At 62.5% G+C, this 24,719-nt stretch carries 27 protein-coding genes and 1 tRNA gene; 15 read left to right on the top strand and 13 right to left on the bottom strand.

All coding sequences use genetic code 11. The features are described from left to right. Positions 1-422: 422 nt before the first annotated feature. Entirely contained in the window at positions 423-1,439 is a 1,017-nt protein-coding gene (locus ACLKMW_RS21860) for a nodulation protein NodZ (protein ID WP_415726646.1), read from the bottom strand. A gap of 553 nt (positions 1,440-1,992) precedes the next feature. Between ACLKMW_RS21860 and ACLKMW_RS21855 the strand changes: the two genes are divergently transcribed. The 8 genes from ACLKMW_RS21855 to ACLKMW_RS21820 all read left to right on the top strand — a co-directional run bounded on the left by ACLKMW_RS21855 (position 1,993) and on the right by ACLKMW_RS21820 (position 10,042). Further along, positions 1,993-2,901 (top strand): GDP-L-fucose synthase family protein, encoded by a 909-nt coding sequence (locus tag ACLKMW_RS21855; protein ID WP_415726657.1) that lies wholly within the window; start codon positions 1,993-1,995, stop codon positions 2,899-2,901. A gap of 18 nt (positions 2,902-2,919) precedes the next feature. Further along, on the top strand, positions 2,920-4,014 hold the full coding sequence (gene gmd, locus ACLKMW_RS21850; protein WP_415726645.1) for a GDP-mannose 4,6-dehydratase: 1,095 nt from the start codon (positions 2,920-2,922) through the stop codon (positions 4,012-4,014). Positions 4,015-4,528: 514 nt separating this feature from the next. Continuing rightward, positions 4,529-5,035, top strand: coding sequence for an acyltransferase (locus ACLKMW_RS21845; protein ID WP_415726644.1), 507 nt, complete (start codon positions 4,529-4,531; stop codon positions 5,033-5,035). Further along, entirely contained in the window at positions 5,032-6,069 is a 1,038-nt protein-coding gene (locus ACLKMW_RS21840) for a Gfo/Idh/MocA family protein (protein ID WP_415726643.1), read from the top strand. The genes ACLKMW_RS21845 and ACLKMW_RS21840 overlap by 4 nt, the downstream gene beginning before the upstream one ends. After that, positions 6,066-7,172: a DegT/DnrJ/EryC1/StrS family aminotransferase gene (locus ACLKMW_RS21835; protein WP_415726642.1), complete on the top strand. Its 1,107-nt coding sequence runs from the start codon at positions 6,066-6,068 to the stop codon at positions 7,170-7,172. The genes ACLKMW_RS21840 and ACLKMW_RS21835 overlap by 4 nt, the downstream gene beginning before the upstream one ends. Continuing rightward, entirely contained in the window at positions 7,162-7,887 is a 726-nt protein-coding gene (locus tag ACLKMW_RS21830; protein WP_415726641.1) for an acyltransferase, read from the top strand. Before ACLKMW_RS21835 ends, ACLKMW_RS21830 begins: the two co-directional genes overlap by 11 nt. Continuing rightward, on the top strand, positions 7,884-8,858 hold the full coding sequence (locus ACLKMW_RS21825) for an NAD-dependent epimerase/dehydratase family protein (protein ID WP_415726640.1): 975 nt from the start codon (positions 7,884-7,886) through the stop codon (positions 8,856-8,858). The genes ACLKMW_RS21830 and ACLKMW_RS21825 overlap by 4 nt, the downstream gene beginning before the upstream one ends. Continuing rightward, positions 8,855-10,042: a DegT/DnrJ/EryC1/StrS family aminotransferase gene (locus tag ACLKMW_RS21820; protein ID WP_415726639.1), complete on the top strand. Its 1,188-nt coding sequence runs from the start codon at positions 8,855-8,857 to the stop codon at positions 10,040-10,042. Before ACLKMW_RS21825 ends, ACLKMW_RS21820 begins: the two co-directional genes overlap by 4 nt. 13 nt (positions 10,043-10,055) lie before the next feature. Here ACLKMW_RS21820 and ACLKMW_RS21815 read toward each other — a convergent pair whose 3' ends face one another. The 6 genes from ACLKMW_RS21815 to ACLKMW_RS21790 all read right to left on the bottom strand — a co-directional run bounded on the left by ACLKMW_RS21815 (position 10,056) and on the right by ACLKMW_RS21790 (position 16,306). Then, complete coding sequence (locus ACLKMW_RS21815) at positions 10,056-11,579, bottom strand: O-antigen translocase (RefSeq protein WP_415726638.1); 1,524 nt, start codon at positions 11,577-11,579, stop codon at positions 10,056-10,058. Position 11,580: 1 nt separating this feature from the next. Next, positions 11,581-12,474, bottom strand: coding sequence for a dTDP-4-dehydrorhamnose reductase (gene rfbD / locus ACLKMW_RS21810; protein ID WP_415726637.1), 894 nt, complete (start codon positions 12,472-12,474; stop codon positions 11,581-11,583). Then, positions 12,471-13,538, bottom strand: a complete 1,068-nt coding sequence (gene rfbB, locus ACLKMW_RS21805) for a dTDP-glucose 4,6-dehydratase (protein WP_415726656.1) — start codon at positions 13,536-13,538, stop codon at positions 12,471-12,473. Before rfbB ends, rfbD begins: the two co-directional genes overlap by 4 nt. Next, positions 13,535-14,110: a dTDP-4-dehydrorhamnose 3,5-epimerase gene (rfbC, locus tag ACLKMW_RS21800; RefSeq protein WP_415726635.1), complete on the bottom strand. Its 576-nt coding sequence runs from the start codon at positions 14,108-14,110 to the stop codon at positions 13,535-13,537. The genes rfbB and rfbC overlap by 4 nt, the downstream gene beginning before the upstream one ends. Next, entirely contained in the window at positions 14,107-14,985 is an 879-nt protein-coding gene (gene rfbA, locus ACLKMW_RS21795) for a glucose-1-phosphate thymidylyltransferase RfbA (protein WP_415726634.1), read from the bottom strand. Before rfbA ends, rfbC begins: the two co-directional genes overlap by 4 nt. A 76-nt stretch (positions 14,986-15,061) precedes the next feature. Next, positions 15,062-16,306: a polysaccharide biosynthesis/export family protein gene (locus tag ACLKMW_RS21790; protein ID WP_415726632.1), complete on the bottom strand. Its 1,245-nt coding sequence runs from the start codon at positions 16,304-16,306 to the stop codon at positions 15,062-15,064. Between the two features lie 659 nt (positions 16,307-16,965). On the opposite strand from ACLKMW_RS21790, the gene ACLKMW_RS21785 reads away from it, so the two are divergent. Next, positions 16,966-17,730: a helix-turn-helix transcriptional regulator gene (locus ACLKMW_RS21785; RefSeq protein WP_415726630.1), complete on the top strand. Its 765-nt coding sequence runs from the start codon at positions 16,966-16,968 to the stop codon at positions 17,728-17,730. A gap of 200 nt (positions 17,731-17,930) precedes the next feature. On the opposite strand, the gene ACLKMW_RS21780 is transcribed toward ACLKMW_RS21785, so the two are convergent. Continuing rightward, positions 17,931-18,006: transfer RNA gene (locus tag ACLKMW_RS21780), tRNA-Ala, on the bottom strand. 139 nt (positions 18,007-18,145) lie between these two features. On the opposite strand from ACLKMW_RS21780, the gene ACLKMW_RS21775 reads away from it, so the two are divergent. Together ACLKMW_RS21775 and ACLKMW_RS21770 are read left to right on the top strand one after the other, a co-directional pair. After that, a complete protein-coding gene (locus tag ACLKMW_RS21775; protein WP_415726629.1) occupies positions 18,146-18,436 on the top strand; it encodes a YggT family protein in 291 nt (96 codons plus the stop codon). Further along, positions 18,433-18,777: a DUF167 family protein gene (locus ACLKMW_RS21770; RefSeq protein WP_415726628.1), complete on the top strand. Its 345-nt coding sequence runs from the start codon at positions 18,433-18,435 to the stop codon at positions 18,775-18,777. Before ACLKMW_RS21775 ends, ACLKMW_RS21770 begins: the two co-directional genes overlap by 4 nt. Positions 18,778-18,843: 66 nt before the next feature. Here ACLKMW_RS21770 and ppa read toward each other — a convergent pair whose 3' ends face one another. The 5 genes from ppa to ACLKMW_RS21745 form a co-directional block, all read right to left on the bottom strand. Next, positions 18,844-19,380, bottom strand: coding sequence for an inorganic diphosphatase (gene ppa, locus ACLKMW_RS21765; RefSeq protein WP_415726627.1), 537 nt, complete (start codon positions 19,378-19,380; stop codon positions 18,844-18,846). Positions 19,381-19,482: 102 nt separating this feature from the next. Continuing rightward, positions 19,483-19,989: a GNAT family N-acetyltransferase gene (locus ACLKMW_RS21760; protein WP_415726626.1), complete on the bottom strand. Its 507-nt coding sequence runs from the start codon at positions 19,987-19,989 to the stop codon at positions 19,483-19,485. 75 nt (positions 19,990-20,064) lie between these two features. Next, positions 20,065-20,709 (bottom strand): TPM domain-containing protein, encoded by a 645-nt coding sequence (locus tag ACLKMW_RS21755; RefSeq protein ID WP_415726625.1) that lies wholly within the window; start codon positions 20,707-20,709, stop codon positions 20,065-20,067. Then, the gene (locus ACLKMW_RS21750) at positions 20,710-21,519 is read right to left on the bottom strand and encodes a TPM domain-containing protein (RefSeq protein ID WP_415726624.1); all 810 of its coding nucleotides are present in this window, start codon (positions 21,517-21,519) and stop codon (positions 20,710-20,712) included. Positions 21,520-21,613: 94 nt separating this feature from the next. Next, entirely contained in the window at positions 21,614-22,246 is a 633-nt protein-coding gene (locus ACLKMW_RS21745) for a LemA family protein (RefSeq protein WP_415726623.1), read from the bottom strand. Between the two features lie 156 nt (positions 22,247-22,402). On the opposite strand from ACLKMW_RS21745, the gene ACLKMW_RS21740 reads away from it, so the two are divergent. From ACLKMW_RS21740 to ACLKMW_RS21725, 4 genes are all read left to right on the top strand, one after another. Then, positions 22,403-22,657 (top strand): hypothetical protein, encoded by a 255-nt coding sequence (locus ACLKMW_RS21740; RefSeq protein ID WP_415726622.1) that lies wholly within the window; start codon positions 22,403-22,405, stop codon positions 22,655-22,657. Positions 22,658-22,661: 4 nt separating this feature from the next. Further along, positions 22,662-23,546 carry a pyridoxal kinase PdxY gene (gene pdxY / locus ACLKMW_RS21735; RefSeq protein ID WP_415726621.1) on the top strand — a complete coding sequence of 295 codons (885 nt, stop codon included), beginning with the start codon at positions 22,662-22,664 and terminating at the stop codon, positions 23,544-23,546. Between the two features lie 93 nt (positions 23,547-23,639). Further along, positions 23,640-24,278, top strand: coding sequence for a carbonic anhydrase (locus ACLKMW_RS21730; RefSeq protein ID WP_415726620.1), 639 nt, complete (start codon positions 23,640-23,642; stop codon positions 24,276-24,278). Positions 24,279-24,297: 19 nt separating this feature from the next. Beyond that, the gene (locus ACLKMW_RS21725; RefSeq protein ID WP_415726619.1) at positions 24,298-24,711 is read left to right on the top strand and encodes a DUF4440 domain-containing protein; all 414 of its coding nucleotides are present in this window, start codon (positions 24,298-24,300) and stop codon (positions 24,709-24,711) included. Positions 24,712-24,719 lie beyond the last annotated feature (8 nt).

The following is a 24,719-nucleotide window of genomic DNA, read 5'->3' as shown; positions in this document are numbered from 1 at the left end:
TCGAACCGTCGTCATTGCCCTGTCTCTCTTGCGCAGAAGTCGGCTTGGCAATCGCAGCGCGCGTTCAGACGCATGACGTCGCCGCTCAGGGCCGACGCGCAAAGGAGCCACATCTCGACTGCTCGATTGACCGTCTTTGAATCAAAAAGTGACACGTCTACCTGTCCCCCGGCTCTGCGCTGTGAGACGCGACTTCGGCAAGAAGTGACGTCAGACGGCACCGCAGTCCACTTCGGTTTAACGCTGTTTGGTGCTTAGCGGCACCTCAACAAAAGAGGCACTGACCCTACGCCGTTTGCTAATATTCCGTTGAGCGAGTTGGCCGCCGCTTATGGAGTGGTTGAATCGGGGCAGCGTCAGGACGTCGCCGCGCGCAGTTTCCGCATGTCAAAGACCCCGCCGCATGTTCAGCCTGTCGAGCTTCACGCCCACTCCTGGATCCATCGTTTCACGACGGTGGAAGCATTCCAGCGATCGATGTCGCGCTGGCGATCGCGGGGGATCCCGCCGATGAGCGCGGCGGCTACGGAGAATGTGGACCGTCGGGAGTGCACGAGCCAGTCGCACCGCGACAGGGCCCACATGTCGATGAGCGCGTCTTCCGCCTCACGCTGATGGTCCACCCTGCCCTCCCGCTCGTGCAGGGTAGTCTGATCGTCCCCGAGGTTCTTCTCGATCACGAAGACATCGTTGAAACGGGCGCGGAAACGTTCCTGAACCCCGGCGTTGTCTGTCGCCAGGAATATCTGCGCCGCTGGCACGATTCGACGCACGCGCTCGGTGTCGCGGAATATCCGCTCCAGGGAGACCTTGCGGTCCGTGTAGCGGACGTGCACGCCAATCACCGGCCGCCGCCGGCCTGCGAAGAGGCGCTCCACCTCATTGCGCACCCTGGCATTCGGTACGAAGTAGCGGTTCAGCGCCCAGCGCGCGAGCGCGTCGCTGCTCATGCCGCGGAATTGGGCGCTCGCAGCAAGCTGTCGACGAACGCGAGCGAGCTTGGGAAGGTACGACCAGAAGACAGCGATCGTTTCAGGTGAATCCGGATGGGCCAAGTCGATCGAAAGTCTGCGGTAGATGAAAGGGTTGCTGTGGTGATTGGGAAAGTCCTTGGAGATCACGTGCACCGGATGCTGTCCCAGGCGGCCGCTCCACACTGCGGGCGTCACATCGGTGCGGTCATCGAATTTTGCGGGCCTCACACCGCCGGGCCGTTCAAAGAGCAATGGATAGGCATCCACTCCCTCCGGCATGTAGCCCCCGTCGCGCCAGTCGATCACGACAGTCCGTCCCGTCACCTCGGCGAGCACTGCGCCTGTCGCCGCGGACAGGATCCGGTTTCCGAAGCCTCCCTTGGCCTTGATGATGAGATATCGCTCGGTGTCGCCACTCATAGGACGATATCCTGTGAGCACGGTCTTCATCTCGGTCAATGCCATCACCATTCCAGCGTGTGTCGTCTCGGGCGATGTAAACGCCAGGCTCTGAGTGATCTCCGGTCGGCACTCCAGGATCGTTGTGACGATTTAACTATCCGAGCCGGATTGCAATAGCGGCGACTTTGACCGCGCCCATGCAATCGGCGAGCGGCTGCGGGGCCGTTTAAAGAGGTCAAGCTATCCATCAGCAGTATCCCGACCATCCTTAATGGGTCGCGATGATCCGGAAGTGGGCTCGGCGGCTGCGCGGGGTCACTACCGGTCTCACTTGGACAAGCCCGATACTCGAACCAATGGATGGTAAGGCTCAACTTCTCAAAGCCACGCAAATCGACAGAATGCCGACAGCAGGCGGGCATGTGATTGCCCGGCGGGGAACGGTAGCGCTGGCGACTGTAACATGGCGGAGATCGCCACCCTATAGGCGCTGACAGTGGGATGGGATTGTTTCAAGCACCTCACAGTTGCGAGTTTGATATGAGGAAAGCCACCCGTGGATAAGCTTCCGTTCGATCTTTCGGGCAAGCGTGTTTGGGTCGCTGGCCATCGCGGAATGGTAGGCCAGGCCATCGTCCGGCGGTTGCAATCGGAGCATTGCACGCTGGTCACCGCCTCGCGCGATGAGGTTGATCTGCGCGATCAGGCTGCGGTTAGCCGCTGGATGGAGCGGGCCAGGCCCGACGTGGTCTTCCACGCAGCCGCCACCGTCGGAGGCATCCTTGCCAACAGCATGCGGCCCGCCGAGTTTCTTTATGACAATTTGATGATCGGAGCCAATGTGATCGAAGCGGCCCGCCGGATTGGCGTCGCCAAACTCGTCTATCTGGGCTCCTCCTGCATCTACCCGAAACACGCGCCTCAACCCATCCCGGAGACTGCCTTACTGACAGGGCCCCTGGAGCCCACCAACGAGTGGTATGCAGTTTCCAAGATCGCCTGCATCAAGCTTTGCAAAGCCTATCGCGCCCAGTATGGCTGCGATTTCATCTCGGCGCAGCCTACAAACCTCTACGGACCGGGCGACAATTTCGATCTGGAAGGCAGCCATGTCCTTCCTGCCCTTTTGCGCAAGGCACAGGAAGCTGCCCGGACCAAGCGCCCCTTGACCGTGTGGGGCACCGGGTCCGCCCTTCGCGAGTTCATGCATGTCGATGATCTCGCCGACGCCCTCGTCTTCCTGTGCCGGCAGTATTCCGATGCTGAGATCGTCAATGTCGGCACCGGCGAGGAAATCTCGATCGCGAACCTCGCGAGGCTCATCGCCGACGTCGTCGACTTCACGGGTGAACTCGAGTTTGACCACTCGAAGCCTGACGGGACCCCACGCAAGCTGGTCGACGTGACAAGGCTGAACGATCTCGGATGGCGTCACAGCATAGGTCTGCGCGCCGGCGTCGAGCAGACCTATCGTTGGTATCTGGAGCAGAAGAGTGTCCGCGGCGGCGATCAGGCGACCCGCTGAAACCCGGAGGTTGGGACCTTGACCAATAAGACAGCATTGATCACCGGCATCACCGGCCAGGACGGCGCCTATCTTGCCGAACTTCTTCTTTCCAAGGGTTATGACGTCCACGGCGTCAAGCGGCGCTCCTCATCCTTCAACACCGGCAGGATCGATCATCTGTACCAGGATCCGCATGAGAAGGACGTGCGCCTGACGCTCCACTATGGCGACATGACCGATGCGACGAACCTCATACGCATCGTCCAGGAAGTGCAGCCCGACGAGATTTACAATCTCGCTGCACAGTCCCATGTCCAGGTAAGCTTCGAGACCGCCGAATACACGGCAAACTCTGATGCCGTCGGTGCGTTGCGGGTGCTGGAGGCGATCAGGATCCTGGGGCTGAGCAAGAAAACAAGGTTCTACCAAGCCTCCACTTCGGAGCTGTACGGAAAGGTGCAGGAAGTTCCGCAGTCGGAGACTACCCCCTTTTATCCCAGATCTCCCTACGCGGCAGCAAAACTCTATGCCTACTGGATCGTCGTGAATTATCGGGAGGCATACGGCATTCATGCTTCGAACGGCATTCTGTTCAACCATGAGAGCCCGATCCGTGGCGAAACCTTCGTGACCCGCAAGGTCACCAGAGCCGTGGCGGCGATCAGCCTCGGCCTTCAGGACAAGCTCTATCTCGGCAATCTCTCGGCAGAACGGGACTGGGGCCACGCGCGGGACTATGTCGAAGGTATGTGGCGCATGCTGCAGCAGCCGACTCCGGACGACTACGTGCTCGCCACAGGCCGGAAGAACTCCGTCCGACAGTTCGTCGAACTCGCGTTTGGGGAGGTGGGCATCGAGATTGGCTGGATGGGCGAAGGGATGGGCGAGAAGGGCGTGGACGCCAGGTCCGGGCGGGTACTGGTCGAAGTCGATCCGCGCTATTTCCGGCCGACAGAGGTCGAGCTCCTGATCGGCAATCCCGCCAAGGCCGAGCGCGTGCTTGGCTGGAAGGCGTCCACCCCCTTCAAGGACATGGTGGGCGACATGGTCCGGTCCGACATTGAAGCCGTGAAGCAGGAGGCGCAGCACCGGCGGCTCGACGAGGAGTACAACAGAATCGCCGCGCAGTGACGCCACAGCCGCTGCCGCGAGATGTCCGAAGCCGTCGATGCGCTGCTCAGGCGCCATCCCGAGGTCGGCGCCTACAACGAGACATCCGACAAGGTCGGAGCGGACGGGACATGACTCCGGCAAGGGTGTCTGCCTTGTATGGTCGATCTGAACAACCTCTAAAGGGTGCGATGCGCTGAACGTTTTAGCGTCGGCGTGGTCGCCTTCACGACTTTTCTTCGCCGCCTTGCGCGTTTCTCAAGGTCGATGTCCCCAAGGCGAGCCATGATCGTGCGGCGATGTGGCGGCTCAAACGTGAGCGACTTGTGCCACTCCTGGCGCCCGCTGCGCATTTGGCGATCGTGAAGGCGCAGGCGCATGGGGCACTATCCAATTTGGTTATGCGATACCGCGTTTTCGCTGGTTTACTCGAACCGCGAATAGCCGTCTCGTGAGAGCGCACGACGTTCACGAGCCATCCACTCGGGAATGCCGGCACCCTTCAGAGTTGGACCGGGCTGCGGGCGGAAATTGCATGATCGCATCGGATGTTGTTCTGGACGACGGCGTGGTGATCCATCACCCGGATCTGGTTAACCTCTATGGTTGCCGCATCGGAGCCGGTTCCCGTATCGGCACCTTCGTCGAAGTTCAGAAAAACGCCGTGATCGGCCGAAACTGCAAGATCTCCAGTCACAGTTTCATCTGTGAGGGCGTCACCCTCGAGGATGGGGTCTTTATCGGTCACGGCGTGATGTTCACGAACGACCCCTATCCGCGCGCCCTCGGCCCTGATGGTAGCCTCCAGACCGGCAGCGACTGGACGGTCGTTCCCATCACCGTCAGACGCAATGCCTCGATCGGCAGCAACGCCACCATCCTTCCCGGAGTCACCATCGGCAAGGGCGCGCTGGTGGGAGCGGGTGCCGTCGTCACCCGCGACGTTCCCGACAATGCGGTGGTCGCCGGGGTGCCCGCAAGAATTGTCAGCATGGCGAAGGACGCGCCGGCCGGGCGCGCTATCTATGGGGAAGCGAAATGATCGGCGTTGCCGTAGTCGGTTACGGATATTGGGGCCCCAACCTGGTGCGGAATTTTTGCGAGACGCCGGGAGCGCGCCTGATCTCGGTGTGCGATCTCAGGCTGGACCGATTGGCCGCCGTGCAGGCTCGTTATCCGAGCGTCGAGATCACCGACGATTTCGAGCAGGTTCTACGCGATCCGCGGGTCGACGCGATCGCGATCGCCACCCCGGTTTTCGCGCATTTCCGGCTCGCCATGAGCGCGCTGATGGCGGGAAAGCACGTCTTTGTCGAAAAGCCGATGGCTGCCACCGCCGACGAGGCGCGGCGGATGGTCGACGAAGCAGCCCGCAGGGGCCTGGTGCTCGCCGTTGATCACACATTCGTGCACACCGGGGCCGTCCGCAAGATGCGCGAGCTCGTCGAGAGCGGGCTCGGCGACATCTACTACTACGATTCCGTGCGCGTGAATCTCGGCCTGTTCCAGCACGATGTCAGCGTCATCTGGGACCTCGCCGTCCACGATCTTTCGATCATGGACCACGTGCTGCGGGACAAGCCTGTCGCCGTTTCGGCGACGGGGATGAGCCATGTCGCCGGCGAACCGGAAAACATCGCCTATCTAAACCTGTTCTTCGACAACAAGATGATCGCCCACATCCATGTGAACTGGCTGGCGCCGGTGAAGGTTCGCCGCACGCTGGTTGGCGGCAGTTCCAAGATGATCGTCTATGACGATCTGGAGCCCAGCGAGAAAATCAAGGTCTACGACAAGGGCATCACGCTCAACGGCAATCCGCAGAAGAACGGAGAGAAGGTCTACCAGATGCTCGTCGGCTACCGCACCGGCGACATGTGGGCGCCGCAGCTCGACATGACCGAGGCGCTCGGCCGCGAATTGCGGCAGTTCGTCGACTGCATTGAAAACAGCGAGACGCCGACGGCCGATGGCCATGCGGGATTGCGGGTCGTGCGCATCCTCGAAGCCGCGAGCCAATCGCTGGCGCAGCGTGGCCGCGTCATCGAACTCGAGCAGGCAAGGCGCATCGCATGATCCCCTTCCTCGATCTGAAAGCGCAATATGCAAGCATTAAAGGCGAGGTCGACGCCGCGGTTTTGAGCGTGCTGGGATCTGCGCAATTCGTGCTTGGAGATGAGGTCGCGGCATTCGAGCGCGAGTTCGCCGCCTATTGCGGAACAAGGCACGCAATCGCCGTCAACACCGGAACCAGCGCGCTGCATCTGGCGCTTCTCGCCGCAGGCGTAGGCCCCGGCGATGAGGTCGTCACCGTGCCGTTCACCTTCGTGGCGAGCGCGGCGGCCATCTGCTACATTGGCGCGCGGCCGGTATTCGTCGATATCGATCCGGTCACCTTCACCATGGATCCCGCACGGCTGGAAAGCGCGATCACCCCGCGCACGAAGGCGATCCTTCCGGTTCATCTCTACGGGCAGATGGCCGAGATGGATGCCATTGCCGAAATCGCCGAACGCCACGGCATCCCCGTCGTCGAGGATGCCTGCCAGGCTCACGGCGCGGAATATCTGGGGCAACGCGCCGGTGGCATCGGCGTCTCGGGCTGCTTCAGCTTCTATCCCGGCAAGAACCTGGGCGCCTGCGGCGAAGGCGGCATCGTCGTCACCAATGACGACGCCCAAATGGAAACGATCCGCATGCTGCGCGACTGGGGCCAGGAGCGCCGCTATCACCATGTGCTCAAGGGCTATAATTACCGGATGGATGGCATCCAGGGGGCGATCCTGCGCGTGAAGCTCCGCCACCTTGAAGACTGGACGGAAGCACGGCGCAAACATGCGCGCCACTATTCCAGCCTGCTCGCCGGTTCGCGCCGCGTTCAACCTCCGGTCGATGCCGCCGGACGGCGCCACGTCTACCACATCTACGCCGTGCGCTCGCCCGACCGGGATGGCCTCCAGCGCAGCCTCCAAGCGGAGGGCGTGCAATCCGGTCTGCACTATCCGATCCCTGTTCACCTCCAGAAAGCCTATGCCGATCTTGGCTATCGCGCCGGCGATTTTCCCGTTTCCGAGGCTGCGGCCCGTGAGATCCTGTCGCTGCCGATCTACCCGGAAATGACATCGCGGCAGGTCGAATGCGTGGTCGCGGCAGTGGAGCAGGAAGCCTATGTCGGTTGATTTCAAACGGCCTGCCCGCATTGTCGAGGCGGTGCATGGTCGCCGGCGGAATACACCCGATCCCGAATTCGAGGGCGGGCTGATGGAAGCCCTCAAAACGTCTTACAGCGCAGCGGGGCTTATCGAACTCTACGGCCGCTTCTCGACCGGCGGCGGCCCGCTCGACGCACTGATGCGCAAGATGATCTGGCGAGGCTTGGCGCGCCGTTGCGGATCAGGTCTCCACGTTGAACCGGGTGCTGCCTTCAAACATCCCGAAACCTTCGAGATCGGCGATGGCGTGTTCATCGGCGCGCAAGCTTATATCCAGGGCCGCTACGACGGCACATGCAGCATCGGCGACAATGTCTGGATCGGCCCGCAAGCCTATTTCGATGCGCGCGACCTCATCCTGGAAGAATTTGTCGGCTGGGGACCGGGGGCCAAGGTGCTGGGATCGACCCATAGCGGCCTGCCGGTCGACGTGCCGATCGTGCGCACCGATCTGGAAATCCGGCCGGTGCGGGTCGAAGCCTGGGCCGATATCGGCACCAACGCCACCCTGCTTCCCGGCGTCACCATCGGCAAGGGCGCGATTGTCGGCGCCGGCGCTGTGGTGACCGCCGACGTGCCACCATTCGCGGTCGTTGCCGGGGTGCCGGCGAAGTTCCTGTACTGGCGCATCGACAAGGACACGATCCGTAACGGATCAGCAGTCGGAGACCCTGGGCGATGAAAGATAAGCGCATCCTGATCACCGGAGGTGCGGGGCTGATCGGCTCCCACATCGCCGACCTCGCCGCGCTCGAACAGCCGCGCGAGATCGTGATCCTCGACAATTTCGTGCGCGGGAGGCGCGAGAACCTGCGCCAGGCGGCACACCGCCTGCCGCTCACCATCGTCGAAGGCGATATTCGCGACCGAGCATTGCTGGCGAAGCTGTTCGACGGCGTGGACATCGTTTTCCACCAGGCCGCGATCCGCATCACGCAATGCGCCGAGGAGCCGCGCCTTGCCTTCGACGTGCTGGCCGCCGGCACATTCGACGTGCTGGAGGCGGCGGTCGAGGCGGGTGTTGCCAAGGTCGTGGCAGCCTCCTCGGCCTCGGTGCTCGGGCTTGCCGAAAGCTTCCCGACGACCGAGGCGCACCACCCCTACAACAACCGCACCATCTACGGTGCCGCGAAAACCTTCAATGAAGGCCTGCTGCGCTCTTTCGCCGAAATGTACGGTCTACGCTATGTCGCGCTGCGCTATTTCAACGTCTACGGGCCGCGCATGGACGTTTACGGCGCCTACACGGAAGTGCTGATCCGCTGGATGGAACGCCTCGCCGCCGGACAGGCACCCCTGATCCATGGAGACGGCACGCAGACAATGGACTTCGTGCATGTTCACGACATCGCGCGCGCCAACATCCTGGCGGCGAAATCCAGCGTCACCGACGAGGTGTTCAATGTCGCCAGCGGCACCGAAACCAGCCTGCTGGCACTGGCTCGGACTCTGTCGCGCATCATGGGCTCGTCGCTCGAGCCCGAGCACGCGCCGGCACGCAAGGTGAATGCCGTGAGCCGTCGCCTGGCCGACACGCGCAAGGCGCGCGACCTCCTCGGCTTCGAAGCCCGGATTTCCCTGGAAGAGGGGCTTCGTGGACTGGTCGAGTGGTGGCGTGAGGAACGGGCGCAGTCACCGGTGGCCGCCGAATGACACAGGCAAATCATCAGATCCCCGTCGCCAAACCCATTCTCGACGAGCGCGAGGTCGAAGCGGTACGCCGCGTCGTGCATTCTGGCTGGGTCACGCAAGGGCCGGAAGTGGCGGCCTTCGAGCGCGAATTCGCCGAACTGGTCGAAGCGCCCCACGCCTGCGCCGTTTCCAATTGCACGACGGCACTTCATCTCGCTCTCAAGGTCGCTGGTGTCGGGCCCGGCGACGAGGTGGTCACCGTCAGCCATTCCTTCATCGCCACAGCCAATGCCATACGCTATTGCGGCGCGCTGCCGGTCTTCGTCGATATCGAGCCGGACGGCTACAACATCGATCCCGACCTGATCGAGACGGCGCTCACGGCGCGCACGAAGGCCATCCTCTGCGTTCACCAGCTTGGCATGCCCTGCGACCTGAAGCGGATCGTCGAGATCGGCAAGCGTTACGCGATTCCCGTCATCGAGGATGCCGCCTGCGCCACCGGCAGCGAAATCCTGTGGAACGGGCGCTGGGAAAAGATCGGCAGGCCGCATGGCGACATCGCCTGCTTCTCCTTCCATCCACGCAAGGTCGTCACCACGGGTGACGGCGGGATGCTGACCACCGCCAATCCGGAATATGACCGCAAGTTCAGGCTCTGGCGGCAGCACGGCATGGATGTGACCGACACGGTGCGGCATGGCTCGAAGCAGGTCATGTTCGAAACCTACCCGGAGCTCGGCTACAATTACCGCATGACCGACATGCAGGCGGCTGTCGGGCGCGAGCAGTTGAAACGGCTGCCGGAGATAATCGCGCGGCGCAGGCAGCTCGCCGGCATGTATACGAGGCATCTGCAAGGCTTTATGGACATGCCGGCGGAGCCGGATTGGGCGCGCAGCAATTGGCAAAGCTATTGCGTGCGCCTGCCCGATGGGCTCGACCAGCGCGCGGCCATGCAGGCGCTGCTCGACCGGGGAATTTCGACTCGGCGCGGTGTCATGAACATTCATCTCGAAAGCGCCTATGCGTCGCCGGATTGCTGTCGCGCCGCCTCGACGCTCGAACGGAGTTGCGCGGCACAAAACCAGGCAATCATCCTGCCGCTTTTCGCCCAGATGACGGATGCCGAACTAATGACCGTGGTCGAAGCGCTGCGGGACGTTGCCGGGCTCGCCGAAGTCCGCCACGCGCGAGCCGGTTGAAAACTCATCCAGTTTACGCAAACCGCCGCAGCCACGGACGAATTGCCGAGGGAAACGCATCGGCCGGCAGCAGTTTCAGCAGCATGTGCAGCGAATAGAGCCCGCTGAGCAGAACAATCAATGTTCCCACCGCTGTCGCCGGCCAGAACGGCAGCACCGCGAACAGGGAAAACACCAGCCCCGAGGCTGGCAGGAAGATCAGCCCGAGCTTCAAATTGGCGGCCGACCAGCGAAACCCGCTCAGCCGGCGCACGATGATGTAGATCAGCACGGCATGCCAGACATAGAGGCCGAAGAATGCCGCGCCTGAGCCACCCAGCCCGAACCGCCTCACCAGCAGCCAGGCGAGCCCGACATGCACCAGCGTCGCGGCGACCTCCGTCCAGAAGAAAATCTGCTGCGCACCCTTGGCAAGGACAATGAATCCCATCGGCCAGGCGATGATCCGCAGCATCATGCCGAGGCAGATCCAGCGCAGCAGATCCGCCGCCGCATGGAACTCGGCGGAGTAGAACAGCGAGAGGACCAGCGGCGCCACCGTCAGCGTGGCGAGCAACCCCGGACCGGCCAGCAGGATGCTGATCTGGGCCTGTTCGTTGACCAGGCGATTGCATTCTTCGTGGTCCTGGCAGACCGCCGTCAGCCGCGGATAGAAGTCGGTGCCCATCGCTTGCAGGATGAAGCCGGCGTAAAGTCCGCCAAGCGCCCACGCCGCCTGATAGAGGCCGGCCGCCACCACGCCTTCATGCTGGAGCACGACGAGGCGCACGGCATAGGCGGCGCCAAAGGTCAGGAACCCGCTCGCCATGAAGGCAAAGCCAAGCTTGAGGAGTCCAGAGAGCTCCTGGCTTACATCTCGCGCCGACATGACCGGCGGATTTACATGTATCTTTCGACTGTACCACCAGGAGGTCAGCGCGGTGGCGGCAGCCATCGCCACCAGTGAGGGCACTATCCCTTGCTGCCCGAACAGGAACACCATCGGGATGCTGATGACGGTGCTGAAAAATGCTCCGAGCATGCTGATGCGCGCGAGGTCGGAAATGCGTCTCATGCCTTGGACCAGCGCGATCTGTCCGGCCGAAACGAGGCGAAAGAAGACGGCGGCCGAGAGCAGCGCGACACCCGCCGCATATTCGGCACCGCCGAAGGTGAAGCGGGCTATGGGGAGGGAGAAAGCGGCGAGTAGAAGCGCTCCGGCAAGCCCCAGCACCAGCGATATCCGCCTCACCACGATTGTCGTGCGGGCAATGCGCTCGGCATCATGCGTGCCGACGGATTCAGCGATCTGGCGCACGCCGCTTGCCTGCACGCCCAGCCCTCCCAGCGTTTGTGCCAGGTCGCAGATGGACGTGTAGAGGCCGATCAGCCCGACGCCCTCGGGCCCGAGCAATACCGCCATCGCCTTGTTGCGGATTATAGAGAAACCGACATTGACGACGGAGGAGCCGCCGATCACCGCCGTGGATTTGAGAATTTGCGTGTAGGACTGCCGGCCGGCAGCACCTGCTTCGATGGTTGTGGATTTCGCGTCCATGTCAGGCGACGCGACTGGTCCGGTCGGCAACAAGCAGTCGCTGGACGACAGTCTGCGTACTGGCACGCCAGTCGCGCGCCCGCACGCCGAACGCGCGCTCGATCTTCCCGCATTCCAGGCGCGAATTCAAAGGCCGCCGCGCCTTGGCGGGATAATCGGCGCTTGAAGTATCCGTCACTTCGGCGAATGGGCCGCCATGCTCGCGGCTAACGCTGAAAATATGCCTCGCGAAGCCTGACCAATTGATCTCGCCGGCTCCGGCCAGATGATAGACGCCCGCCAGATCGCCTCGTATTTGCGAGGCGATCTGCAGGATGCCATCGGCGATATCCAGCGCCGAGGTCGGGTTGCCCCATTGATCCGAGACGACGGAGATCGTACGGCGCTCGGCGGCCAACCGCAGCATCGTCTTGACGAAATTCCGGCCGAACGGGCTGTAGACCCAACTTGTGCGCAGGATGATGTGAGACGGATTGGCGTTCGCCGTCGCCCGCTCGCCTTCGAGTTTCGTCAAGCCGTAGAGCGTCAGCGGACGAGTATCGCTCTCCTCCTTGTAAGGGCCGGAATGATCGCCTGAAAAGACGTAATCGCTGGAAAGATAGATCACCGACGCGCCGACTTTGGCAGCGGCCTCGGCGACATGGCCGGCGCCGGTGACATTGATGCGATAGGCCTCTTCCGGTTCGTCCTCGGCGCGGTCGACTTCCGTGTAGGCCGCCGCCGAAACGACGACGTCCGGCCTTGCGGCAGCGATGCGGCGGATGACCGACGCCCGATCGCGGAGGTCGAGCTCCGGCCGGCCGGCGGCGGTCACCTCGATGCCCGGCAGGCCGGCCGCCCTTTCGAGAAGGCTTGAGACGACCTGGCCTTGCGTGCCGGTGACGAGAATCCTCATTGCGCCGCCACCAATCTGCCGAGACGCTCGCCGGCATAGGCGCCATCGCGTATCGGCCTCCACCACCAGCCATTGTCGAGATACCAGTCGATGGTGCGCGTCAGTCCGGTTTCGAAGCTTTCACGCGCGCGCCAGCCGAGATCGTGCTCCACCTTGGCCGGTTCCATCGCGTAGCGTCGGTCGTGCCCCGGCCGGTCGGCGACGAAGGTGATGAGATCGCGGTAGGACCTGCCGCCGCGACGCGGTTTCCGACCGTCCAACAGGTCGCAGATCGTCTCGACCACACCAAGATTGGTGCGCTCGGCCCGCCCGCCGATGTTGTAGCTTTCGCCCACCGCGCCTTTCTGCGCGATCAGTTCCAGGGCACGGACATGATCCTCGACATAGAGCCAGTCGCGGACATTGGCGCCATTGCCGTAGACCGGCAGCGGCTTTTCATCGAGCGCGTTCAGTATCGTCAGCGGGATCAGTTTCTCGGGAAAGTGGAACGGGCCGTAATTGTTCGAGCAATTGGAGAGCATCACCGGCAGCCCGAAGGTGTGATGCCAGGCAAGGACCAGGTGATCGGAAGCGGCCTTGGATGCCGAATAGGGCGAGGACGGCGCGTAGGGCGTCTCTTCGGTAAACAGGCTGCCATCGAAGGGAAGATCGCCGAACACCTCGTCGGTCGAGACATGCTGAAACCGGAAGTCGCGCGCCGCCGCGCCCGACAATCCGCGCCAATAGGCGAGTGCCGCGCCTAGCAGCCTGAAGGTGCCGACGATGTTCGTTTCGATGAACGCCGCCGGCCCGTCAATCGACCGATCGACATGCGTTTCCGCCGCGAGATGAATGATGTGGTCGATCTTTTCACCGCGCAGGATTTCGGTCAGCAGCGTCTCGTCGCAGATGTCGCCGTGGACAAAGCGGTAGTTCGGATAGTTCTCGATCTGATGTAGTGACGCGAGATTGCCCGCATAGGTGAGCTTGTCGAGATTGATCACTCGATTTCGCGGATCGGCGACAAGATGACGGCAAAGCGCCGATCCGATGAAGCCGGCGCCGCCGGTCACAAGGATGTTCATCGCCATTCACTTTCTCGGTAGGTGAAAACCTCCGCATCCCTGAGGAGGGGCGCATTGCGGTCCTTGTCGGATAGTTGCAGCTCGCCGACGGTTGGCCAGGAAATGCCGATTTCGGGATCGTCGAAGCGTATCGAGCGGTCGTGCTCGGGCGAGTAATGGTCCGTCACCTTGTAGATGACCTCGGTGTCCGGCTCGAGCGTCAGGAAGCCGTGCGCGAAACCTGCGGGCACCAGAATCTGGTTCCAGGCCCGGTCGGAAATTTCGAGCGCCATCCATTTGGCGAAACTCGGCGATCCCCGTCGAATATCGACGGCGACGTCGAGGATGGCGCCCTTCACCACCCTGACCAGCTTTGCCTGCGCGCGCGGTGGCAACTGGTAGTGCAACCCGCGCAGCACGCCTCTTGCCGCCGAATAGGAATGATTGTCCTGGACGAACTCCAGCGCCAAGCCGCTCTCGGCAAAGCGGTGCGCGTTCCACGTCTCCGAGAAGAAGCCGCGATCGTCGCCGATCCGTTTCGGACGGATTTCCAGCACGCCGTCGAGCCCGAGCGGTCGGATTTCGAGGCTCACGGCGCGGCCTCTTCGACAAGCCGGCTGAGATAGGCGGCATAGGAGGTGTTTCCAAGCAGTCGGGCGCGCTTCAACACCTGTTCGGGGCCGAGCCAGCCCATGTTCAGGGCGATCTCCTCCGGACATGCGATCTGCACGCCTTGCCGACGCTCTACGGTCCGCACGAAGGAAGCGGCATCGTAAAGACTGTCATAAGTGCCGGTATCGAGCCAGGCATAGCCGCGCCCGAGCTGGACGACATTCAGCTCGTTGCGGGCGAGATAGACATTGTTGACTGTGGTGATTTCAAGTTCGCCGCGGGCGGATGGTTCAATCGACGCTGCGATGTCCACCACATCATTGTCGTAGAAATAGAGACCGGTCACCGCCCAGTTCGAGTTCGGCCGGACAGGCTTTTCCTCTATGTCGATGGCCTTGCCGGTTCTTTTATCGAAACTGACGACCCCGTAGCGTTCCGGATCGTCGACCCGATAGGCGAAAACCGAGGCGCCTTTCGTCCTGGCCGCCGCCTCCTGGCAGATGCGCCCCAATCCGTCGCCGAAGAAGATATTGTCTCCGAGCACCATGGCCACGCTGCCATCGCCGATGAAGCGGCGGCCGATGATGAAGGCCTCTGCCAGTCCGTTGGCTTGGGGTTGCTCGGCGTAGGACAGCCGCAAGCCGAGCTCGGAACCGTTGCCGAACAGCGCCTTGAAGCATGGCAAGTCGCGCGGCGTCGAGATGATGAGGATTTCCCTGATGCCGGCCAGCATCAGCACGCTCAAGGGATAGTACACCATCGGCTTGTCGTAGATCGGCAATATCTGCTTCGAGACCGCGATGGTGAGGGGGTATAGGCGCGTGCCGTTGCCGCCTGCCAGAATGATGCCCTTCATGCCGCCCTGCCCCGCTTCTTCGCCGCCGTGCCGCTCGCCCTACCCGCGAGGGCCGCAAGGCTCTTGCTGACTGAGATCACTGGCTGGCCTCGTCCGAGGCGGTTTTGGCGACCGCGCCCGATATGGATCCGGTCTTGTCCCGCGCCTGCACTGGTGCGAATGACGCCTTCACCACGTCACCCGGCAACAGAACCGTCGCTTCGCGCGCCGCGATCTCCTTGACCTGGCCCCCCTCGTTTCTGGTGATTGTGTAGACGAGCGGCTTTGCCGCGTCGGCGCCACTGCCCGGTGAGGAGGCGATAATCTCAAGCAGCACCTTCTGCGCGGTTTCGCGCTTCAGCCTGAGCTGCTCCAGATTTGCCCGTTCCTGCTGCAGTTCGGTGGCGATCTCGGTCCGCTGCTTGTCGCGAAGCCCGTCCAGATTGCGCGTGGCCTCCGTAATGGCCTGGCGGGCCCGCATCACCGCGGTGACCTGATCGAGACGATCCGTTCGGAATCCGGCAAGCGTGCGCTCCAGATCCGACTGGCGCGAGGCGACGGCAATGCCCTTGTCGACCAGCACCTTCACCCCGCTAAGTTCGTTCTGCGCAGAGGTGATGCTGTCGTCTGCCGTCTTGATCTTTTCCTCCAGCACGCCGATTTCGGCTGTCAGCAGGTCCCGCAATTCGGCAAGCGACTTCGCCTGCCGCTCGAGCTCATTGGCGCGGGTGGCGAAAATGATGCGTTCCTGAGCGAAGATCTCGCGCACGACCTCGCTATCCGCGCCAGTCTGCGTGACCGGCGGAAAGGCGATTTCCTTGGCCTGGGATGTTTCGGCCTCAAGCCGCGCGATCCGCGCCATGCTGCGCACGATATTGGTCTCGATGCCGCGCAGTTCGCCGACAAGTTTGATCTGATCCTGCGAACTCTTCTCGGCCTCGGTCCGGAACGCACCGCCGCTCAGCGCCAGAGCCTGCAGGACCGTCAGCCCATCGTGAAACCGGTATTCGCCGGGCTTGGTGACATCCCCGACCACATAGATTGGCGGGTACTGGAGAATCTCGACCGTCGTATCCGGTTTGCTGACCAGACCGATCTTGGCCTGGAGCCGCTTGGCGACTTCGGCCGCAAGGCCCGCGCCATCGAGATTTGCGACGGACACGGCACCAATCACCGGCAGCACCACCGTTCCGGCCTGCGTGACCACGAATTCGCCGCCGAGCGCGCCCCATTGCTCATACTGTCCCTTGGCGGGCATCCACTGCACCACCGTCAGGCGGATTTTGGTTTGCGGCGCAAGCCCCGCCGACCAGGCCGAACCCGGCCAGCCGACAGTGGCCATGGCAATCGCTCCGGCGCCGAGAACTGCGCACCTGAAGGATTTCGAGATTACGCGTGACCCACCCATGGCTGCTCCAGACCGTCACCGGCATCGAGGCGTCAGGATCGAAGGGCTGGAAGCAAGCCCAATCCTGTCGAACCGCGCCCTCAACCCGCCCGACGCCCATGAAGTGTGCGCATTTCTGCAATCCTTGAGAAGGGGAAGCCGGCGCCTCAAGCCTCATTCAAACGGGTGAGGAGACAAGCAGAACCTCATCCGAAAACGACCGGCACCCCCTCCCTTGGCCGGGCTTGAAACAGCGATGGGCCGATGTCTTGCCGCTGTCTGCGGCGATTGGATGAAGGCATGCATCCCCTTGCAGACCGGCTCTCGTGGGCGCGCGGTTTCGCTGTTGCTGCCGCGCCAACCCCGCCGCGGAAGCATCTGCTAGTCCGGTCGAACTGCGGGCGGGCATATCAAGCTCATACATTAGGATGATTGCAGACACCCGAGCCGACCGCGCCGCCCGCCAAGGGAGGGGCCGCGTCTCAACCCTATTGAGCCGTCGTGGCTCTCCATCGTTCGAGCTATGGTTAATGTCACGGCGTGGACGTGTGTTCTCCGGCAACGGGGAAGCGCGGTTGGGGTCAAGCGAAACTAAACGAAAAAAGGGGATCGAATTGGCTCAATTGGCAAATGGCAACGCGGGAAACGGCGCGACGATCAACGGAGCGGCAAAGGCGGACAGACAGTCCGAGCCGCGCCGCACCATTCTTTTCATAGCGAACGCAGGAATGATCTCGGATTCGTTGATCTCCGCCATCGAACGGGAATTCCCGTGGGCGGTGGTCGAGCAGGTAGAACGCATCGACCAGGCTTGCGTCGCCTTTGTGCATCCTGTGTCGCTGATCCTTGTCGATTCCAGGCTGCTGGGTGCCGCCGAGGCGGCATCGCGCGACCTTTCACGCCTGCATCCGCTGGCATTCGCGGCCGTGCTCGAACTCGACGGCAGCCGCCCTGTTTGCTCGTTCGCCGAAGTCTTCGGATCGCGACTGGTTCGCGGCGTCCTGCCGATGGACCTGAAGCTCGACGTGTGGCTTTCAGTGATCCGGCTGATGCTGCGTGGCGGCGACTATTTTCCGCCGGGAATGTTCCAAAGCTATGCCTCTGAGGCTCGCTTGGCCCCGCCCGGGCTCGGCCGGGTGTCGACTGCGACGAAGACCAATGAGGACCTGGCGGATCTGACCGACCGCGAAAACCAGATTCTTGCGATGGTGTCGCGAGGACTGCAGAACAAGGCCATTGCCGCCGAACTTCGCCTGTCCGAGCACACGGTCAAGATTCATCTCCACAACATCATCAGCAAGCTGGGCGCCCACAACCGAACGGAGGCGGCGGCACGCTTCCGCGACCATCAAAACGGCAGACCGCTCGACCTTTCCTGACGGATCAGCGAGACAAGCGACAATCGAAGTCTGCCGGCGACTTTGTCGCGCGCGAGCAGAGCCGCTGGCTCGGCGAATTGCGGGTGAACAACATTCCCGCACGACAGCAGGCAAAAATCTTCACGCGCGCCAGCATCTTGTTGGCGGCTGCGCAGTCCAAGCCTGTTCAAAAGGGAATAGAACGGCCATTGGCCAACCACTGGTGGAGCTGAGGAGGATCGAACTCCTGACCTCGTCATTGCGAACGACGCGCTCTCCCAGCTGAGCTACAGCCCCGTCCAGCGGATGGGCGTATTTATGGTCGCCACCCCTGCGCTGTCAAGCGATCCGACGTTCAAATGACGGCACGTCAGGGGCCAAGACTTGCCGCATTGCCGTCCAGTCGCTACATGTCGCCAATTCAACGGAGAACGGCATGCTCGCCCTCATTCAGACCCTGGTTCTGGCGCTGGACCTCTACTGGTGGATCATCATCGCCTCGGCCATCTTCTCCTGGCTTTATGCCTTCAACGTGGTGAACTCGCGCAATGCCGTCGTCGGCACGATCGGCAACTTCCTGTTTCGCGCCACCGAACCGGCGCTGGCGCCGATAAGGCGCATCATGCCCGATCTCGGCGGCATCGACATCTCGCCGATCATCGTCCTCCTGGTCATCTTCTTCATCCGTCAATTCCTGCTGACGACGGTTGCGCCGCTCGTGCTTTGAGCGGTCGCGGCGTCAACCCGTTCTTCCGGGCGCATGAAAATGGCGTGGACCTGTTCGTCCGGCTGACGCCGCGCGCTGCCAAGGACGCGATCGGCGCGGTATCGGCCGGCGCCGATGGCCGCAACCATCTTGGCGCCCATGTCCGTGCGGTTCCGGAAAAAGGCGCCGCCAACGCAGCGCTGGAAAGGCTGGTCGCAGCCTGTCTGGACGTGCCGCGCAGCATGGTTGCCGTCGTCGCCGGCGGCACCGCGCGGCTGAAAACGGTCCGCGTGACGGGCGACCCGAAGTCTCTTGCCAAACGGCTCGAAAAATTGACCGCGCCGGACTCGGACACAGCCTGACAAAGGCGGGCGGCCACCGCCGCCCCTCCTGCAAGTCGCACGAGATTTTTCAGATGCGCGGAGCGCTTACGCCTTCTGGGTCTTGGCGCGCTCGATCGCCTCGACAATCATCTTCTTCGCGTAGGCGGCATCGTGCCAGCCGCCTATCTTCACCCATTTGCCGGCTTCGAGGTCCTTGTAGTGCTCGAAGAAGTGCTGGACCTGCTGACGGGTGATCTCCGGCAAATCGGTATATTCGAAAACATTCTCGTAGCGCCGGGTGAGCTTCGGCGAGGGCACGGCGATGATCTTCTCGTCGGCGCCGGCATTGTCTTCCATGATCAGCACGCCGATGGGCCTAACATTGATGACGCAGCCGGGAACCAATGCGCGCGTGTTGCAGACCAGCACGTCGACCGGATCGCCGTCGCCCGACAGCGTGTGCGGCACGAAGCCGTAATTGCCCGGGTAACGCATTGGCGTGTGCAGGAAGCGGTCGACGAACAGCGTGCCGGCTTCCTTGTCCAGCTCATACTTGATCGGCTCACCACCGACCGGAACCTCGATGATGACGTTGACGTCCTCGGGGGGATTTTTTCCTATGGAAATAGCTTCGATGCGCATTACGGCATGGTCTCCTTACTCGGCGCACGCAATAGCGGGCTCGCGCGACAGGCGCAACAGAGCGCGTGGCGTTCCGTTGCGTCAGCAAATGGATTTTATCGGTTAGTCCCAGACAAAGGCGATCTTGCGCAACGCCTTCTGATCGAAGACCTCGACGCCTTCGGCGATGTCGCGTCCGCCTGCCCCTTCGTAGAAGGCAAGCGCATTGACGTTGTCTTCGAGAGCCCAGACGACCATGCCGCGCAGGCCATGGGCGGCAAGTTTTTCGCGGGCGGCGGCGAGCAGCCGGCTGCCAAGGCCGATGCCCTGATATTCCGGACGCAGGTAAAGCTCGTAGATTTCGCCCTGCTGCGGCAATTCGCGCGCGCGGTTGCGCCCGACAGTGGCATAGCCAGCGATCGTCCCGCCGATCTCGACCACCAGAACCGTCGCTGCCCGACGGATGGCATTGGACCACCATGCGCTGCCGCGACGGCTGATCATGGCGTTCAACGCCCGGTGCGGAATGATGCCGGCATAGGCGCCTTGCCACGCGCAATGATGCACGTCGGCAATCTGTGCGGCATCCCGCGGTTCGGCTCGGCGTATGTCGATCGTCAACGTATTCATGGTTCGTTAACCATAGACGCGAGACGCCGGTCATGGCAAGCAACTGCTGGATGCGAAGGCGTGGCGAGCGGCCGGTCAGATTTCGACGAGATGATCGTCGAGTTCGTTGATATCTTCGGTGCCAACCGGAAAATGCAGCGCCAGATGCTGGCCGACTGTGGCGACCGCCGAAACAAAACCGTCCGCCAGCCGATCCCGGCGCGCATGGGCGATCAGGTCGCCGACAATGTCATCCCAGCCATCCTGCGGCACGTGCTGGTTGATACCGCTGTCGGCGACGATTTCGGCGTAGCGCTCGGCCAGCGACACGAAAATCAGCACGCCGGTCCGCGCCGAGGTGATATGGACATTGCGGGCCAGGAACTGCTTCACCGCATTGTCATGCGCACGGCGATATTGCAGGCCCCGCGGCACCAGCAGAATGCGCAGCGCCGGGATGGCCTTGAGCAGGAGGAGCGCGCAAGCGACAGCCAGAAGCTGAGCGGCCACGAACCACTGCGTGCCAATATCGAGCCACCAGAAGTCGAGCGCCAGAGAGGCGCAGAGACTGACGAGCAAAATGGCGATTGTGACGAAGAAGGCAGCCGGCAGGAAATAGCTGTCGCTGGAGCGCGCGACCACGCAGTAGATTTCGCCGGCTGTCTGCCGCTCGGCGGCGCGGATCGCCTCGACCACGCGCGCATGTTCTTCTGTGCTCATCGATCTTGGCGTTTCGGCCATCTACCAACTCCCCGACGATCCGCCGCCGCCTGAAGAACCGCCGCCGCCCGAGAAGGCCCCTCCCCCGGACGACCATCCTCCGCCGCCCGATGACCAGCCACCGCCACCTGAAGAACCGCCGGACCAGACTCGCCCCGAGGAGCCCTTGTTGCGAAGATCGAAATCCATGCCGAGCCAGCGATAGCGGCCCGGCCCGATCTTGCGACCGAAAATGCGGGGCAGGACGGCCATTGCCAGGCCGCCGAAAAACAGCGTCGCCCAGAGTATCAGGAACAGCGTCACGGCAAGCTCCTCGGAAGAAAAGCCGCTGTCCTGCTGGTTGCGCCGGGCACGCGCCTCCAACTCGGCGGCGTTTCCTTCCAGAACCATGATGATGTCGTCGACCGCCCCTGAAATGCCGGCCGCGAAGTCACCGGCGCGAAAGGCCGGTACCATGGTGTTTTCGATGATCAGCCGCGAATGCAGGTCGGTCAGCGTGCCCTCGAGGCCATAGCCCACCTCGATGCGCATTTTGCGGTCCGATTTGGCGACCAGAAGCAGGATGCCGTTGTTTTCGCCGGCCTGGCCGAGACCCCAGGCGCGAAACAGGCGGTTGGCATAGGGCTCGATCGCCTCGCCGCCGAGACCGTCGATCGTAGCGACCACGATCTGGTCGGTGGATTTCTGTTCGAACTCTTCAAGCTTGCGCTCGAGCGCCGACCGTTCGGCATTGTCCATCAGGCCGGCATTATCGACAACCCGGCCAGTCAGCGCCGGAAGTTCGGCAGCCAGCACCGGCGCCAGGAGCAACGCCGGCAGCAACGCGAGCATGGCCACGAGTGCCCGCGACCAATTGCGGCCCGACATCCGATTACGGCAGTGCCGCATGGGCCTGAACAAAGCCGCAAGCCTCATGCCGAACCGTTCATCCACCCTGGTTGAAATCGACTTTCGGCGTCTCGATCTTGTCTTCGGCCACGGTGAAGTTCTGGAACGGCTGATTGTCGGTGAACCAGAGCTTCGCCCAGATCAGCGAGGGGAAGGTGCGCAGCGTGGTGTTATAGACGCGCACCGTCTCGATATAATCGCGCCGCGCAACGGCGATGCGGTTTTCGGTGCCTTCGAGCTGTGCCTGCAACGCCAGGAAATTCTGGTTGGCTTTGAGGTCGGGATAATTCTCCACGACGGCGAGCAGCCGCGACAGTGCGCTGGTCAGCCCCGATTGACTGTCCTGGAATGCTTTGAACTTTTGTGGATCCTCGAGCGCATCGGGTGGCAGCGTCACCTGGGTGGCCTTGGCGCGCGCTTCGACCACTGATTCCAGCACGTCCTTCTCATGCGCGGCATAACCTTTCACCGTCTCGACCAGATTGGGGATCAGGTCGGCGCGACGCTGATATTGGTTGAGCACCTCGCTCCATGCCGCCTTGGCTCTCTCCTCGGCCGTCGGAATGGTGTTGAACCCGCAACCGGCAAGCAGCGGCAGCAGCGCCGTGAAAACCAGAAAAGCCGCGGGAAGACGAATGGTGGGAAAGCGGTAAAGTCGCTGGGCGAACATGGAATATTTCCTGGAACATGACCGAGTCGGCAACAGGTAGCACAATGGCGAGGGAAGGAAACGGCTGCAAGCTCGCCTGTTCGTGCGTGTAGGAGGATTTGCACACTGTGCCGAAGGCTGCAAAAGCAGTAGGGTTCGACCAAGGGGGTCTTGAGCATGGCAGACCGTGACAAGGACAGGAGCGCCGAATCGCGGCGCATTCTGGAGCGCGTAAGGCTGGAGGCCGACAGCGGCGGAGGCTCCCTGATTTCGCGCGGGATGCGGCGCGCGCGCAACCACATGACGGCAAGCGACGCTGATCCTGAAGACCGGATCGAATATTGGGGCACGAGGATCGGGCGCATCCTCGGGCTGATTATTTGCATCGGCTTGTTGGCGTGGCTGCTGATGTTCGTATTGCGGGGCGCCTGACTTCATGAACGCTGAGCCAGGCGGCACGCCGCGCGCCGTGATCGTCATTTCCAGTCACGTGGCCCGCGGTTCGGTGGGCAACCGCGCCGCGGTCTTTGCCCTGGAAACACTTGGATATCCTGTCTGGGCGGTGCCGACCGTCATTCTGCCGTGGCATCCGGGGCATGGCCGAGCGACGCGGATCGTGCCGGGGGCGGAACAATTCTCCGCTTTGATGAAGGATCTGGAAACCGCCCCATGGCTTGGCGAAGTGGCAGGCGTGCTTTCCGGCTACCTCGGTGACGCCGCGCAGGCCGAGGCAGTCGCATCTCTGGTCGCCGCCGTTCGGGCGCGCAACCCGCGTGCCCTCTATGTGTGCGACCCGGTGATGGGCGATCTCGGCGGGCTCTATGTGCCCGAAGCACTGGCGGCCATGCTGCGCGACGCACTCATTCCCATCGCCGATATCGTGACGCCCAACCGCTACGAACTCGAATGGATCGTCGGCCGCAAGCTGGACGATCTTGAATCCACTGTCAGCGCCGCAAGGGCGCTTGGCCGACCGAGGATGCTCATCACCTCCGCCCCATCGCTCGTGGCGGGCGGCACCGGCAACCTGCTCGTGACTCGTTCGACGACCCTGCTTGCCGAGCACGGCATCGTCGAGCGGCCGCCGAACGGCCTCGGCGACCTGACCGCCGCTGTCTTTCTCGCCAGGCTGCTAGATGGGCAGGCCGACGAGAGGGCCTTGCAGTCGACGACCGCGGCGGTGTTCGAAATCCTGGCACGGACGACAAAACGCGGCGGCGACGAACTGCAGCTCGAGACCGACGCGCAGAGCCTTTCGCATCCGCTCGCCATGGTGCGGCTACGCCATTTCACCCTTCCGGGCGGGAGCATGCCTGCCTGATATTGTGGCGACGCGGAAATCTGCACCATTATCTGCGTCCGGCACAACGATTCACGTTGATCGCGCCTACACTTGCCGATATTCCGAATTGCCATGACCCACCTGCCAGAAAAACTCCTCGCCGGCTATCGCCACTTCATGAGTGGACGCTTCCATTCCGAAACCGCGCGGGAGCTTGCGCAGAAAGGCCAGACGCCCGAGACGCTGGTCATCGCCTGTTGCGACTCGCGATCGGCACCGGAAATCATCTTCGACGCCAGTCCGGGCGAACTGTTCGTGTTGCGCAACGTCGCCAATCTGGTGCCGCCCTATACTCCGGACGGAGAGTTCCACTCGACCTCGGCGGCGCTCGAATTCGCGGTTCAAGCCCTCAAGGTCAAGAATATCGTCGTCATGGGCCACGGGCGCTGCGGCGGTATCAAGGCAGCACTGGACACCAACGCCCAGCCGCTTTCGCCTGGCGACTTCATCGGCAAATGGGTGAGCCTGCTCGCGCCCGCGGCCGAGACCGTCGGCGGCAACGCGATGATGACCGCAGCCGAGCGGCAGACATCGCTCGAACGGATCTCGATCCGTTACTCGATTGCCAATCTGCGGACCTTTCCTTGCGTCAAGATACTCGAGGGAAAAGGCAGCCTGACGCTCTACGGCGCATGGTTCGATATTTCGACCGGAGAATTGTGGGTCATGAACAACGAAACCGGCGATTTCCATCGGCCGGACGTGGATTGAAGTCACGCAGGAGGCGTCGATGACCGGAAAACGGATTGCCGCCTCCCTTTTCTTGCTGGCCTTGCTGACAGCGCTTCCCTCGCGGGCGTCGGACAGCGATCTGATCGAACAATGGTACGCGGCCGTTCTCGCGGTCGATCTAGACGAACTGGCAAACCTGCTCGCCGACGATGCGTCGATAACGCTCGACGATCTCGGCGTCACCCAGTCGAAGAGCGAGTTCATCGCCTCCATGGACGAGTGGGAGACGGCGAGCGAAGGCGCAACCATTCGTCACCGGATCGAGGCCGATCAGGGTGACACGACCACCGTCCTCGCCTGCTATGATTTTCCGGCCAACGATATTCTGATGCGTGAGACATTCGTGATCTCGGATGGCCGCATTGCCGGCAATCGCCAGGCCACGGTCGCCGAAACCTGCGATTCCTACTGATTGCTTCC

Source organism: Borborobacter xinjiangensis (genome assembly GCF_047739745.1).
GTDB lineage: Bacteria > Pseudomonadota > Alphaproteobacteria > Rhizobiales > Rhizobiaceae > Pseudaminobacter.
This window is presented reverse-complemented; position numbering and strand designations above follow the sequence as displayed.